The organism is Rothia sp. 18CD1-1 (assembly GCF_055285355.1).
On record NZ_JBUZLI010000003.1, the window covers coordinates 109,312 to 123,281 of the forward strand.

The 13,970-nt window shown below is 56.8% G+C and carries 14 protein-coding genes; 5 read left to right on the forward strand and 9 right to left on the reverse strand.

Annotation, left to right across the window (positions count from 1 at the left end):
* Nucleotide 1 precedes the first annotated feature (1 nt).
* From mtrA to ACS1BR_RS02655, 5 genes are all read right to left on the reverse strand, one after another.
* A complete protein-coding gene (gene mtrA / locus ACS1BR_RS02635; protein ID WP_463559928.1) occupies nucleotides 2-691 on the reverse strand; it encodes an MtrAB system response regulator MtrA in 690 nt (229 codons plus the stop codon).
* A gap of 75 nt (nucleotides 692-766) precedes the next feature.
* Entirely contained in the window at nucleotides 767-1,789 is a 1,023-nt protein-coding gene (locus tag ACS1BR_RS02640; RefSeq protein WP_463559929.1) for a uroporphyrinogen decarboxylase/cobalamine-independent methonine synthase family protein, read from the reverse strand.
* Nucleotides 1,790-1,816: 27 nt separating this feature from the next.
* A complete protein-coding gene (locus tag ACS1BR_RS02645; protein WP_463559930.1) occupies nucleotides 1,817-2,182 on the reverse strand; it encodes a chorismate mutase in 366 nt (121 codons plus the stop codon).
* Between the two features lie 100 nt (nucleotides 2,183-2,282).
* Nucleotides 2,283-3,473, reverse strand: a complete 1,191-nt coding sequence (mnmA, locus tag ACS1BR_RS02650) for a tRNA 2-thiouridine(34) synthase MnmA (RefSeq protein WP_463559931.1) — start codon at nucleotides 3,471-3,473, stop codon at nucleotides 2,283-2,285.
* Between the two features lie 35 nt (nucleotides 3,474-3,508).
* Nucleotides 3,509-4,756: a cysteine desulfurase family protein gene (locus ACS1BR_RS02655; protein ID WP_463559932.1), complete on the reverse strand. Its 1,248-nt coding sequence runs from the start codon at nucleotides 4,754-4,756 to the stop codon at nucleotides 3,509-3,511.
* Nucleotides 4,757-4,871: 115 nt separating this feature from the next.
* Between ACS1BR_RS02655 and ACS1BR_RS02660 the strand changes: the two genes are divergently transcribed.
* Complete coding sequence (locus ACS1BR_RS02660) at nucleotides 4,872-5,351, forward strand: tRNA (cytidine(34)-2'-O)-methyltransferase (protein WP_463559933.1); 480 nt, start codon at nucleotides 4,872-4,874, stop codon at nucleotides 5,349-5,351.
* Nucleotides 5,352-5,458: 107 nt separating this feature from the next.
* On the opposite strand, the gene ACS1BR_RS02665 is transcribed toward ACS1BR_RS02660, so the two are convergent.
* Nucleotides 5,459-6,859 carry a S1C family serine protease gene (locus tag ACS1BR_RS02665; RefSeq protein WP_463559934.1) on the reverse strand — a complete coding sequence of 467 codons (1,401 nt, stop codon included), beginning with the start codon at nucleotides 6,857-6,859 and terminating at the stop codon, nucleotides 5,459-5,461.
* A gap of 279 nt (nucleotides 6,860-7,138) precedes the next feature.
* Here ACS1BR_RS02665 and ACS1BR_RS02670 point away from each other — a divergent pair, with 279 nt between their 5' ends.
* Both ACS1BR_RS02670 and ACS1BR_RS02675 read left to right on the forward strand, forming a co-directional pair.
* Nucleotides 7,139-9,118, forward strand: coding sequence for a TPM domain-containing protein (locus ACS1BR_RS02670; protein ID WP_463559935.1), 1,980 nt, complete (start codon nucleotides 7,139-7,141; stop codon nucleotides 9,116-9,118).
* 136 nt (nucleotides 9,119-9,254) lie between these two features.
* Nucleotides 9,255-9,971, forward strand: coding sequence for a PspA/IM30 family protein (locus ACS1BR_RS02675; protein WP_463559936.1), 717 nt, complete (start codon nucleotides 9,255-9,257; stop codon nucleotides 9,969-9,971).
* A 310-nt stretch (nucleotides 9,972-10,281) separates the two neighbouring features.
* Here ACS1BR_RS02675 and ACS1BR_RS02680 read toward each other — a convergent pair whose 3' ends face one another.
* From ACS1BR_RS02680 to ACS1BR_RS02690, 3 genes are all read right to left on the reverse strand, one after another.
* Nucleotides 10,282-10,557: a hypothetical protein gene (locus tag ACS1BR_RS02680; protein ID WP_463559937.1), complete on the reverse strand. Its 276-nt coding sequence runs from the start codon at nucleotides 10,555-10,557 to the stop codon at nucleotides 10,282-10,284.
* Between the two features lie 313 nt (nucleotides 10,558-10,870).
* Nucleotides 10,871-12,250, reverse strand: a complete 1,380-nt coding sequence (locus ACS1BR_RS02685) for an FtsX-like permease family protein (protein WP_463559938.1) — start codon at nucleotides 12,248-12,250, stop codon at nucleotides 10,871-10,873.
* Nucleotides 12,243-12,983, reverse strand: coding sequence for an ABC transporter ATP-binding protein (locus tag ACS1BR_RS02690; RefSeq protein ID WP_463559939.1), 741 nt, complete (start codon nucleotides 12,981-12,983; stop codon nucleotides 12,243-12,245). The genes ACS1BR_RS02685 and ACS1BR_RS02690 overlap by 8 nt, the downstream gene beginning before the upstream one ends.
* Before the next feature lie 324 nt (nucleotides 12,984-13,307).
* On the opposite strand from ACS1BR_RS02690, the gene relB reads away from it, so the two are divergent.
* On the forward strand, nucleotides 13,308-13,553 hold the full coding sequence (gene relB, locus ACS1BR_RS02695; RefSeq protein WP_463559940.1) for a type II toxin-antitoxin system RelB family antitoxin: 246 nt from the start codon (nucleotides 13,308-13,310) through the stop codon (nucleotides 13,551-13,553).
* 4 nt (nucleotides 13,554-13,557) lie between these two features.
* The gene (locus ACS1BR_RS02700; RefSeq protein WP_463559941.1) at nucleotides 13,558-13,830 is read left to right on the forward strand and encodes a type II toxin-antitoxin system RelE family toxin; all 273 of its coding nucleotides are present in this window, start codon (nucleotides 13,558-13,560) and stop codon (nucleotides 13,828-13,830) included.
* Nucleotides 13,831-13,970 lie beyond the last annotated feature (140 nt).

Consider the following 13,970-nt stretch of genomic DNA (forward strand, 5'->3'; position numbering starts at 1 on the left):
CCTAGCGTCTGGGCCTATCAGAGACCGCTTTATAGCCTAAGCCGCGCACGGTCAGCACAATCTGCGGGTTCTCCGGGTCTCGCTCAATCTTTGCGCGCAGACGCTGAATATGAACATTGACCAACCGGGGATCCACCTCTTTGTCGTAGCCCCACACCTTACCCAGCAGAGCCTCACGCTTCATCACCTGGCCCGGCTGCCGCGCAAGATGGGCCAGAAGCTCAAACTCTAGCGGGGTCAGGGGAACCGGGGTACCCTCGCGGGTCACGGTGTGCCCGGCGAGGTCAATGACCAGCCCACCCACCTTCAGAGTTTCGCTGCTGTACTCGTCGCGCGGCCGCAGGCGTGCCCGTACACGGGCCAGTAGTTCGGCGGGTTTAAAAGGTTTGGCGATATAGTCGTCGGCTCCGGCCTCCAGGCCGCGCACCACATCTTCGGTATCGCTCTTAGCGGTCAGCATGATAATGGGCACATCAGATTCGGCGCGGATCATGGTGCACACCTCGATACCGTTGATTCCGGGAAGCATGAGATCAAGCAGAATAAGATCGGGCTGGGTGGTGTTAAAAGCATCCAGTGCCTTGTCGCCGGACTCGCAGAAAACAGCGTCAAAACCCTCCTGTGCAAGCACAATACCGACCATTTCAGCCAGAGCGGCGTCGTCATCAACAACAAGGATGGTTGCAGTCATTTTTCTCCCGTATCGGTTGAGGCTTCCCTACCTATAGTAACGGTAAGCATGCCTTTTATGGCGGAGAAAGCTCCCCTAGTCCTCCCCGGCGGTCTCAGAAATTATCCGCGAAAGCTCGGTCAGACAACCCAGAAGCGCCGTTGCCTGCTGCGGTGAAAGTTCTTCGATACCGGCGGTCTCGGTAACCGTCAGCGAGGTGAGCTGCTCGGCGGGCAGCCCAATCGTCCGCCAAGTTTTCCACAGTCGTGCGCCTTCTTCTAACGGCGACTGCTCCCCGAACGGGTTAAGGGTCTCAAGGTAGATCCTCTGACCCGCCTCGATACGGGCGGCAATGCGCTCCCAGTTCCTCCCGGCCGCACTCCGCCCGTCCATGGCGAGCGCATCAAAATTTTCGACGATGCTGCGGTCAAGTTCTGCGGGCTGGCGGGCAAGCACCAGCTGATCAACCCAATCCCGTGTACCCTCCGCCACCAGGGTGAAGGTTTCTACCACCTCCTGCCGGTGCAGTCTCTTCAGTCTCCGGTAGCCGCTTGCCGTGGGGATGCTACCTGCCAGGGCGGCGCCGAGGTCGGGCTCGTTGAATTGAAGAATAAGTTTTTGCCCCTGAACCGCCTCGTCCAGAGCCCGAATCCAGCGAGGTAGACCGGCCAGAAAAGAATCGCGTATGTCACGGCGGGGACCCGGATCGCTAATTGCCCTCTCCCCCGAGGACAGGTAGAGCCTGCTGGCTAAGCTTATCGGACCCAGCAGCTGTATTTTCACCCCTCCACCGGCAGAATCTTCCCTACCCACGACGTCGGCAAGAGCATTGATATCTGAGGCCAAAAGCGATTCTGCCATCTGCCCCTCACGAGAGCGCCCCTCTCTGACCCTCCAGCCAAAAGACACCCCGTCTGCGCTCAACCCCTCCAGGCAGGCAATACTGCGGGCGAGGTCGGTGGCGGCAAAACCCCGCTGTGTGAGGGCGGGCAGATAGGGAAGGTGAGGGGCACCCAGTTCTCCGCGAATTCGGGTTATAGCGTCCACGGTATCGGTGCCGGGCCAGTTTCCCCTGCCGCTTGCCTCCACCCTGTAGGAGGGGTCAAAGGTAATGCTCACGCGATATCCTCCACCGCCGGTAGCGGCTTATTCATTCTGTTCCTGGGCTATTTTCTCGTGGTGTCTGATCACCTCGGAAATAATAAAGGTCAAAAATTTCTCGGCAAACTCCGGATCCAGCTGGGCGGACTCCGCCATGGTCCGAAGGCGCCTAATCTGCGCTGCTTCACGGTCCGGGTCACCCGCCGGCAAGCGGTGCTCCGCCTTGAGGTAACCCACTCTCTGGGTGGCACGAAACCGTTCGGCAAGAATATTCACCAGTGCTGCATCCAGGTTATCGATGGTTCGCCGAATACTGAAAAGTTCCTCAAGCACCCCCGAATCGATTCCGCTGAGCGAGGTGGCCCGGCGTTCCCCGGTCAGGTTCTCCGCGCTATCAAACGATTTACTCATGGAGCCAGTGTAGAGACAAACACCCGCAACCTAAAAACGCCCCATCGCAACCGTAGCGTGTATTCCATCACGTGAGAACACCCGACAGCATTGCGATAGGCTAACCCCGCATATCAGCACGCTCCAGCGAATAGGCCCGGTTGATGGTAGCCTGCCCCAGCACCCGGCTTCCCTGATACATCACCAGGGTCTGTCCCGGAGCTACACCGCGCAGGCTCTCCCGCAGACGCACCACAAGTTCTAACCTGAGCGCTCCTTGCTCCGCCGCCTCATCGTCAATAACCCACTCCACGTGCGCACATGATTTCACCGGGTCGGCGTGGGCCCGCACCTGGGCGGTCATCTCGAACTCCCGACTGCGGGCTCCCTCCACCGGCTCCACACCCATAAATTGGGCGACCTCGGCGACGGGAAGCCCCGCCCAGCTAACGCGGATACCGCGCATCTCATCAACAGCGAGCAGCTCCCTGGAGCCCACAATAACCTCGTTAGTTTTGGGTCGGATCTCCAGCACAAAACGCGGCTTACCGTCCGCAGCGGGCTTACCGATACCCAGCCCCTTACGCTGTCCAACCGTATACGCCTGGGAACCGGGGTGGCTCCCCAGCACCCTCCCCTCGGTGTCTTTGATCTCGCCGGGAGCCATCTCAATATGCTCCTGTAGCCAGGCCCTGGTATCACCCTCGGGGATAAAACAAATGTCGTAGGAATCGGGCTTCTTCGCTACCGAGAAACCTCGTTCGGCGGCCTCTGCCCGCACCAGATCTTTGGACGGCGTATCGGCCAGTGGAAACCAGGCATACCTGAGCTGCTCGTGGGTGAGCACGCCCAGCACATACGACTGGTCCTTGGCCCAGGTCGCCGCACGGTGCAGCTGGAGGTTGCCGTCATCGTCGGTTACTACCTTGGCGTAGTGGCCGGTCACCACCTTATCGAATCCCAGGGCGACCGCTTTGTCGAGCAGGGCGGCAAATTTGATCTTTTCGTTACAGCGCATACAGGGGTTGGGGGTGCGCCCGTGCTCGTACTCGCTTATGAAATCGTCTACCACGTCTTCTTTAAAACGCTCCGAAAAATCCCACACATAGAAGGGGATACCCAGCTGATCACACACCCGGCGGGCATCCATCGAATCTTCAATGGTGCAGCACCCCCGGCTACCGGTGCGCAGAGTACCCGGCATACGGGACAGGGCCAGGTGAACACCAACAACCTGATGACCCGCATCCACCGCCCGGGCAGCCGCCACAGCGGAGTCAACACCGCCGCTCATCGCAGCCAAAATTTTCATATCTACCGTATCTTTCTCACGGAATCTTCTCGTGTCTAGTGTGAATTCCAGCGCCCGGTTTCGGGGGTATGAGCAGCAAGGCCCGCCGCGTAGGCCTGCTCATAGGCGGCGGGAAGCGCTTCAAGCAGTTTCTCCACGTCTTCATCGGTACTGGTGTGCCCCAGGCTAAAACGCTGTGCACCGCGGGCATCGTCTTCGGGCAACCCCATTGCTAAAAGCACGTGTGAGGGTCGGGGTACTCCGGCGTTGCAGGCCGAGCCCGTCGACGATTCTATCCCGGCCATATCGAGGAGGAAAAGAAGGGAGTCCCCCTCGCAGCCGGTAAAGGTAAAGTGCGCGTTTCCCGGAAGTCTTCGTGAAGGACCATTCTCTATCAACTCCAGGTCACTTTCGGGAGAGGGACCCCGCAGGATAGCACCGGGGATCGCCTGCTTCACTCCGGCAATAAGGCGGTTACGCAGTATGCCGATACGCCGTGATTCGTCGACCAGCCGGTCCACAGCTGTGGTAGCTGCCACCCCGAAACCGGCGATAGCGGCCGCGTTAACGGTCCCCGACCGCACCGAACGCTCCTGCCCACCACCGTGCAGGACCGGGGTGAGGGCTGTTGACCGGGTAGCAATCAGAGCACCCACACCCATGGGGCCCCCAATCTTGTGGCCTGAGATAGCCATGCTGGCCACCCCAGATTCCCGAAAACTCACCGGCACCGCCCCAAAAGCCTGCACCGCGTCGGTGTGCAGTGGAATACCGAACTCGGCAGCAATAGAGGCGACCTCTGCAACCGGTTGCAGAGTACCGACCTCATTATTAGCCCACATGAGAGCAACCAGGGCAACGGAGCCGGGGTCTTCCTCGATCAACTCCCGCACCCGAGACGGCGATACCACCCCCGCGCCATCCACCGGGATCCATACCGGCTCCGCCCCCTCGTGTTCCTCCAGCCACTCGACAGCGTCAGATACCGCGTGATGCTCAACGGCAGAAAGCAGGATCCTTTTCTTCCGGCGATCGTCCCGCTGCCGCTTCCAAAAAATACCCTTAACCGCCAGGTTATCCGCCTCGGTACCACCGGATGTAAAAATGACCTCGGCGGAATCGCAGTCTACCGCCCGGGCAATACGCTCCCGTGCGGTTTCAACGGCGGCGCGGGCCCGGCGCCCGGCCGCGTGCAAAGACGAGGGGTTGCCGCCGGTCAGCATCTGCGCTGCCACGGCATCGACCACCGGTGCAAGCACGTCGGTGGTGGCTGCGTGGTCCAGGTATACGCGAGATTCTCCCATGTTTTGCTCCTTGAAAGCGGGCCGGTGTTTAGCTCAACTATTTTACTCGCTCACGCATTCCCGGCACAGGAGCTAGTTCACGCGCACCGGCTGCCGGAGCACTACACTGAATACAGTGTTCAAGATTCTTTTCTATACCCCCGAAATACCCGGAAACACCGGCAACGCTATTCGCCTGGCCGCGGTCACCGGCGCCGAACTGCACCTGGTAGAGCCGCTCGGCTTTAATTTTGACGATAAGCACCTTCGGCGGGCGGGCCTTGACTATCACGATCTGGCGGTGCTGACCGTGCATCGGACACTTGAGCACGCCTGGCAGGCCCTCCTACCCGCCCGGGTTTTCGCCTTTACCACCACCGCGACCGCGTCTTTTGCCGATATCAGCTACCGGCCCACAGACGTGCTCATGTTTGGGCCCGAGTCTGCGGGTCTGCCCGCAGAAATTCAGGGAGCGCCGGAGGTTACCGAGCGGGTGAGTATCCCCATGCTTGCGGGGCGGCGCTCCCTCAACCTGGCTAATTCCGCCTCCATCGCCGTCTACGAGGCATGGAGACAGCAGGGGTACCGCGGGGCAAGAAACCCAGCGGCCGAGTAAAGAGCCGATCCGCCGGGTGGCCCCGGTAGCCGGGGACTGCTGGTTTTGGTGCGCTTAAAAGCGCTCCGGCGGTAAGCGGGGTGGCCCCGGTAGCCGGGGACTGCTGTTTAGGAATCTGCGGAGTCGCCCACCGTCACGTCAGCTTCATGGGTGTCCCCATTGCGGGTGTAGGTGATTTTGACGGTGATGCCCGGTTCGCTCTGGCGTATCGCCGCGGTGAGTTCGCTGGCCTCGCTCACGGTTTGACCGTTGATAGCGGTAATCACGTCTCCTTCTTTGATTCCCGCTTGATCGGCTGCCCCGCCGCTTGTGACGTCCTTGACCAGTGCGCCGTCGCCAAAGATTTCGCTCTTATCGTCGTTGGCCGGAGAGGTTGATACGCTGGCGCCGAGAAGACCGTGCGATGCTTTACCCGTCTCAATAAGATCATCGGCGATTCGTTTGGCATAGTTGATTGGGATAGCAAAGCCCACACCGATATTGCCGCTGGACGATGTTGACGACGAGCTGGTGGAGGCGATAGCCACGTTGACACCGATCACCTGTCCTTGAGAGTCGACCAGGGCGCCGCCGGAGTTACCGGGGTTGATAGCGGCATCGGTCTGCAACACGTTAATGGCGATGGTTGAGCTGGTTGATTTTTGTTGGCGTTCCTGACCGGGTACCTGAAACTCAAACGGTGAATCCTGGCCCGATCCCCCTCCGGAGGATCCTCCGCTGTCCGAGGGGGCCTCCGACGAGGCGACTTCAATGGTTCTGGACAGGGTGGAGATAATGCCGTCGGTTACCGTGTTGGCCAGCCCCAGGGGCGCCCCGATAGCTACCGAGACGTCCCCCACATTGAGTGCGTCGGAATCACCGATGGTTGCCGGGGTGATATCGAGCCCCGCGGTATCAACCTTGATGACGGCAAGGTCGCTGGTCGGGTCGGTACCCACAATGGTTGCGTTGCGCACGGAGCCGTCTGACATCTGCACCTCGATGTTGGGGTTACTGGTTCCGCCGTCCATGGTGACCACATGGGTGTTGGTCAGTATGTGCCCGTCCGCATCAAGAATGATTCCTGAGCCGGATCCCGAGCCGGCTGAGCTGGTGACACCGATAGTGACTACCGAGGGGGTTGCTTTGGCCGCCGCGGCGGTTGTGTCGGTTACGTTTGTGGTGTTGTTGATGATGGAGGTGCCGTCTTTGGTGGTGGTCACGCTTGAGCCCGCCGACGAGTTGGCCACCGCCACCACTCCCCCTCCCACACCGCCACCGACCAGGGCGGCGATCACGGCCGCCGAGACCACCGCTGCGGTCATACGTTTTTTGGGCTGGGTCACGTTTTGGGGTTGTGGCTGCTGCGTGATTGGCTGGGTGTACGCGTATTCTGGTTGTGTGTAGGGGTCCTGCGGCGGGTATGGCTCCGACTGATAGTTTCCCTGGTACTTTTGGTCGCTCTGGTTGTTCTGCCGACCATAGTGGCCACCGGTATTTTCTGGACTATCCCAGGGATGTTGAGACATGCGCGTCTACCTTTCACAACTCTTAGGCGAAGCTGCCCTCTTGCGGTTTTAGCCCGGCTACGCTTCACACAACAATATGCCTACAGTAACTATCTACCATGGCACTGTGCCCATCTTGTAGGTCTGCTGGGTGTTTGCTGAAAACACGACGGGGAATTGTTTCCCTCTGCGCCGGTGGTGAAAAATCTCACCGCTGTCCCCGGCGCCTGGCATTCTTCACCGTAGAATTGAGCACGTAACTCTAGCATTACCGGTCAATAGTTGGAAGAAAGAACCCCGGTGAAAAAATTAAAATCGTTTGCTGTGCTTGCCGCCGGTGGGGCTGCCGCGGTGTTGCTCGCCGTGGCCCCCGCTGCCGCCGAATCTCCCATGGATATCCCCGCACAAACCCGTATCCAAGACACCACCGGTACACTCACCGATACCGGTGAGCTCCAAAGCGCTATCGATAGGCTGGCAACAGACCACAACGTCAACCTTTATGTGGTCACCATCGACCGTTTCGAGAATCCGGGTAACTCCGAGGAGTGGGTCAAAGAACTCGCTCAGCTCAACAATATGGGCAGTAATGACCTGGTGCTCGCTATCGCCACCGAAGAACGCGCCGCCTACTTTATGGCTGGCAGTACCGGACTTCTCTCCGAGACGCAAACCACCGATATTTACACCAACGACATCTACCCCGAGCTGAGAAACTCCGACTACGATGCCGCCGCACTCGCAGCGGCTCGCGGGGTCTCGTCCCAGCTTGCCGGTTTCTCCTGGGGTGGGGCAGCCGTGGGCCTTACAGTTTTGGGCGGCGTTGCCGCTGTTGCCGGCGGCGGCGCCTGGCTGGTGAGCAGGGGCCGGAAGAGTAACAGGCCCGGTGAGTCTTCGGTGGTGTCACCGTCGTCACCGGCTTCTCAGCTGCCGTCTATCGCTGAATTGCGCGGGCAGGCAGATGCGCTGCTGGTGGCCACCGACGATGCCATCGTGAATTCAGAGCAGGAAATTGAGTTCGCCCGGCTCCAGTACGGTGAGAAAGAGGTTGAGTCTTTTGTTCAGGCCGTTGCCGGTGCCAGGGAGCATATGCGGCGGTCTTTCCAGCTACAGAAGCAGCTTGATGACGATATTCCGGATACCGAGCAGGAGCAGCGCAGCTGGCTCACCGAGATCATCGACCGCTGCCGGGATGCCCAGCGCGTGCTTGCCGAGCAGGAAAAGAGTTTTACTGATCTGCGAAAACTTGAGCAGAATGCCCCGCTGGTTCTTCAGTCGCTGAGGGAACAGGAGCAGCAGCTCGATACCCTTTTCGCGCGGGCGGAGTCTGCCCTACAGCGGTTGAAGAGCACCTATGCGGCTACGGCTTTTGACCCTGTAGCCGATAATATTGAGCAGGCCCGGAGTCGGCGGGAGTTTGCCCGGGAGGCGGTGAACTCTGCCCAGCATCTGATGGCGGGTAACCGGTCCGAGTCTATCCTTGAGATTCGTGCCGGTGAGGAGGCTGTGGGGCAGGTTCGGGCGCTGCTTGAGGCTGTGACCCACACTGAAGACGAACTTGTGAGGGCACAAGAATCTTTGGCATCGGCGATCCTGACCGCTCAGCGTGATGTTGCTCAGGCGCAGGAACTCGCGAAAAAGGGTGGTGATCGGCTGTCGAGTGCGGCTGCCGGGGTTGACGCTGTGCTGGCCCAGATCGAGACGGAAAGTAAGCAGCCGCTCAGTGACCCGTTAGCTCTTAACCGCCGTTTACACGATGTACGGAGCGAACTTGACGAGGCTCTGGCGGGTGCCCAGGAAATTCATGACAGGGAGAGAGCTGCACGCGCTCACCTGGACCATGCCCTGGTTTCGGCGCAGGCTCAAGTTTCTACCGCTTCGGAGTACGTGTGGGCGCGCCGCGGCGGTGTGCGGGCTGAGGCTCGGACCAGGCTGAGGGAGGCTGAGCGTCACCTGTCCGAGGCTCAGCAGGTGCAGGCTTCAGATCCGGTGACCGCTCTTTCACACGCCAACGATGCTATTCGGTTGGCAACTGATGCTCAGCGTTTAGCTCGCGACGATGTGGATAATTTTACCGGTGGCAGCGGTGGAAGGTCCTCGGATAATTCCGCCCTGCTCGGCGGTATTCTTCTGGGCACCCTGCTCGGTGGTAGCCGGTCAACCGGTTTTGGTGGCGGACATTTTGGTAGCGGTGGTGGAAGTTTTGGTGGCGGCTTCGGCGGAGGAAGCTTTGGAGGAGGCGGGGGCTTTGGTGGTCCCGGGGCCGGTGGCACCTTCTAGCGGTGGGTCTCTCTCAGGGAACACCCAAGCTATCGACCGATAGTCCACAGCATACCTTTAAGAATTTTTGACACAATGTATATAGATTACTCCGCACAACTGCGGGGTGAAACCCAACAGGTAAGGACAAACAACCGTGGCTAAGCAGACTATTTTCAGCCGTATCGCCCAGCTGACCAAGGCAAACATCAACGCTCTTCTTGACGCGGCAGAGGACCCCCAAAAGATGCTGGATCAAATGGTGCGTGACTACACTAACAGTATCGCCGAGGCGGAGCAGGCTGTGGCCCAAACCATCGGTAACCTGCGGATGCTTGAAGAAGACTATGCCGAAGATCAGCGTGAAGCCGACGAATGGGGTAGCAAGGCCCTGGCAGCCTCAAATAAGGCAGACGAGTTCCGCGCTGCGGGCGATAACACCAACGCGGATAAGTTCGATAACCTCGCTAAGGTTGCGCTAGGCCGCCAAATGCAGGCGGAGAAAGAGGCCGCGACGGTTAAACCCCAGATCGATTCTCAAACCCAGGTGGTTGAGCAGCTTAAAGAAGGTCTCACCAAGATGCGGGAGAAACTGCGCGAGCTCTCCTCCAAGCGCGATGAGCTGGTGGCTCGCCAGAAGAACGCGGCAGCTCAGACCCAGGTCAACGATGCGCTCAAATCCTTTAACGTCATGGATCCAACCAGCGAGATTTCTCGGTTTGAGGAGAAGGTGCGCCGCGAGGAGGCCCGCGTGCGCGGTGAGCAGGAGCTAGCGGCATCGTCGATTGATGCCCAGTTTAACGATCTTGAAGAACTGGGTAAGCAGACCGAGCTCGAAGCCCGCCTAGCTGCTCTTAAAAATAAGCAGGCATAGGCAGGCAGGTTCGCCTGTGTCGGAACCGGTGGTCCGCCTTGTCTGAGGCTGCCACCGGTAAAGGCTGACAAGCTGTAAATGTGTGCGAAGTAAACCGGCGGCGGTTGCATGAGACGGCGCTGACATGTGGGGCACGTACCCTATCAAACTGTGGTTACCCGGCGTCTCCCGCCTTCGGGGAATTTATCTACGATTTTCCTGTATCTTTACTAAATAGTGACCAGATAAGCGAAATAGCACCTATGACAGCTACGACAAGGCCCACTTTTGCCGGATCCACCACGCCCCATGAAACATTCTGCATAGTTATCTAGGTCCCAAAGCCGACAATAATCGAGATTACACTCCACAAGATCTCCCGGGACTTCTCATTTTTCATGACTGTATCTTTCTCCTCAGGAGTGTTGTTAGCTTCTATGATAAATGGGCGAGCACCCCTTGTATATCTTCTCCTTGACCAGGGATGCTCATCCGTCAACTTAACCGAATGCACAAGAGACCGAAGAATCTCCCACAACTCAGCCCGGGTACGCTCCAGCTCCTCCTTGAGCTCCCCAAATTCTTCACGGCTCACAAAAGAATCCATAACACCCCATAGACAACTTCAGCAACCATTTCAGCATTCCCAGGCCCCAAAGGCCCCTCCAAACCGTATAAACCTTTTTCCTGCACTAAACCAATACGCGGACCGGGACGTACCCTCCCCAGAAACCATTCACATTTTCTCATCTCTCAAAGAGCGACGTACTTACTCCGTAGACGAGGTGCGAAAAGGACCAGGACTCTACATCAATTCCGCCCCCAGGAGCTTTATCTATAACCCTGACAGTATCAAATCCATAATTTTGATAGCCCCTACTGAAATCTGACCTGTGGGTAGAACACGTTTTCTTCTATACCTACTCTGTTGCAATGCTTCCGCAAGGTGTCTTCCAAAATTTTTGGCCAGATATCGTGACTGTACCAACGATCCCCAGGCTACCCGCTACATAGACCAGGGCTGGCACCAAAGCGTCCATGCTGATGACCGTTACGCTCACTCCATGGCTGGCAAGCGCAAAGACCAGCAGAAAAATCTGTGCTAGTGCGGGGATAGCCAGAAGGACAAGAGCGGACACCGCATAGATAACACCTTCACATATCAGAATAGCAACCACATCCTGATATGTTGCAGAGGATCTTCTCAGGATTGTTACATCAACCCCTCTCTGCCTGGTCGACATAAAGATAACCGCAATGGTTCCCACCGTAGCAATAAAAGCTAGCGGAGTTAACATCAGTGTTCCATCGAACAGGTTCACTTCTCCGGCTGAAGCCACCTGAGCCCCTGTCCCTCCTACAAGGTCAAAAGAAAGAAACATTCCCGTCCCCACCATCAGCGGAGCAACAGTTGAACTCGATACCTCAGCTCTCGCTACTGCGGCATGACGGGCTACATGCCAGGGTAACCAGTCTTTTAAAGCGGGTATATGCGTCCATACTCTCATTATTATCGGAAGGATGAGAGGAGCTAACAAAGCGGTGAAAATGACGAGAGCCTGTCCCAGAGGCAAAGTTACTAACACGGCATAAACTGGCTCCGGAAGAAAAGGAACAATCAGCAGGGTCGCCAGAAGAGGCAGAATAACGAAAATACCAAAAATACCCGGTACCAGGGCTTTACGCCAAACCGTATTTGTCTGCCCTGCAACAGTTTCCTTATAGATATCCAGAGCAGAGACCTTACGTATCCTCAACGCGGGGAAGAAAGCACTCAGGTAGCTCATACCCGCCACTACAAGAAAGGTAATACAGAAACCCATCGTACTGTAGGACAGCGGTAAAACAGCTTCCGGTGCCTGATTCCATCTAAAAAGAATCCCGTTGACCCAGGGTTGCAAGAACAGTGAGATTACTATCCCCAGAGCACTTCCCATAGCTGACACCACTAAGGTTTGAAAGGAGAATATCGCTACCACCTGACGAGGTAGGGCACCGGCTAGTACCCATAAAGCATGAGAACGTTTAAGCTGAAAAGCAATATTTAATGAGACTATCCCCAGCACTACAAGGGAGGGGAACCCCGAATAAATAAGCAAATTAGCCCCTACTTCTAGGTAGGCTTCCCTTCCGCCGGGTTGGATTTCTGGCTGTTCAAAAACCCAGGTATCAGCACGGAGTATAGCAACCATAAAATTAACACAGAGACTGATAAATAGAGCCACCGAAGCAACCGTGACCAGTACCGATGTCCAGAGGATTTTATACTGCCATACCTGGTTAAGCGCTACTTTAAACACGATCTGACCCCTGTTTCATCATCTGCCACAGCTGATCTTGCCCGGGTTTCACAAGATGATTCAGAATAATTCCATCACGCAGAATGAGGCAGCTATCCGCCTGAGCGGCATCCTCAAGATCATGGGTCACCAAAAATACCGAACTCCCCTGATGAGCTAAATTTTTGAGCGTTTCGATCACCGCCGCGGAGGAAACAGAGTCAAGGGCACCGGTAGGCTCATCAGCAAAGATAATCTTGGGCCTGGTATAGGCCACCCGCGCTACAGCAACACGCTGCTGCTCACCGCCGGAGAGATCGGCTACGCGGTGGCTAACCCGATGGCCCATACCAAGAGACTCAAGAACACCGATTGCACGGTATTTATCAAGGGGGAAACGCGCAAACCGTGCGCTTAGCAGAACATTCTCTAACGCTGTCAGTGACTCTATGAGGTTGTAGCTTTGAAAAATGAAGCCTACCCCTCCCCGGTGGAGGTGGGCAATTTTTGAGGGACTGAGGCCGGTAATGTCTCTGCCTAAAAGAGATACAGAACCCCGTGTAGGCTTCTGAAAACCTGCAAGCGCCTGCAACAGCGTTGACTTGCCGCTACCCGAGGGACCAACCACCGAAAGCATCTCCCCCTCCGTAACAGCAACACCAACCCCGCGAAGAGAATGAGTCTTTGTACCTGTTTTCGGGTTTTCGAAAGTTACCCAAAGATCCTGACACAGAGACAGGGGAGAAAATTGCATGATGGTAGTCCCTTCTTGTAGGATACGAGTACTTTTTCACCCGGGTCCAGAAAAGACAGGCACCAGTCCTACCCCTTGTCTAGGGTTCAAAATGTCTTGTCAACAAGTATCTTTAGTCTATAAACACGCAAGCCCTGCTGGCTAGAGCTATTTTGCTCAGAAGGCCCTGGATTTGGATAGGTAACCAAAAAATCCCCTTTCCCTGCCATACCGCCCTACTCCCAACCTGATATGTCCTACTAACTCCCCTGCCTTCGAGCTACAATGTCATGCAACTCAACTGAACTACTTTTCAGACTACTGCGACTGTCATACAATGAATACATGACTACAACAACCATATCTGACAGCGTCCTCACTATCCGAGTCCCATCATCTCTCAAAGAGCGCCTAGCCAACCTAGCAGCCGCATCTGACCGTTCTGTTGCTTACTGTGCACGCACCCTCATCGAGGAACACATCGCAGAAGCAGAATACGCAGCCGAGCTCCAGGCCAAAGTAAAGGCAATCAAAAGCGGAGAACGTCGTGCTTATACAGCGGAAGAAGCACGAAAAGAACTAGGACTCTAAATTTATGGCAGCCTCCTCTTGGAGCCTCATCTACGACAAGGACTGCATCAAAGCACTCAAAAAGCTAGATAAGCCAACCCGGCGCAGAATTATGGACGCGCTCGATCGGCTTGCGAAATCACCAACCCCACAAGCCCACTGCAAAGCGCTCACCGGGGAATTTACCGGCCTATGGAGATACCGCATAGGTAACTACAGAGTCATCCTCAATCTTGACCAAGGTGAGCTCATTATCATTGCCCTCATCGCCGGTCACCGTTCCAAAATTTACCGATAAATCCAGGTACTCACAGCACCAGGCGCCCACAGTTCCTCTACAGAAAATCTAGTCTGTAGAAAGGAACCCCGCTGTGAACCACCTGGACTTCTCACATCACCAACTTTAACAACTGGTTACTGGCCGCAGGCCGCCAACCT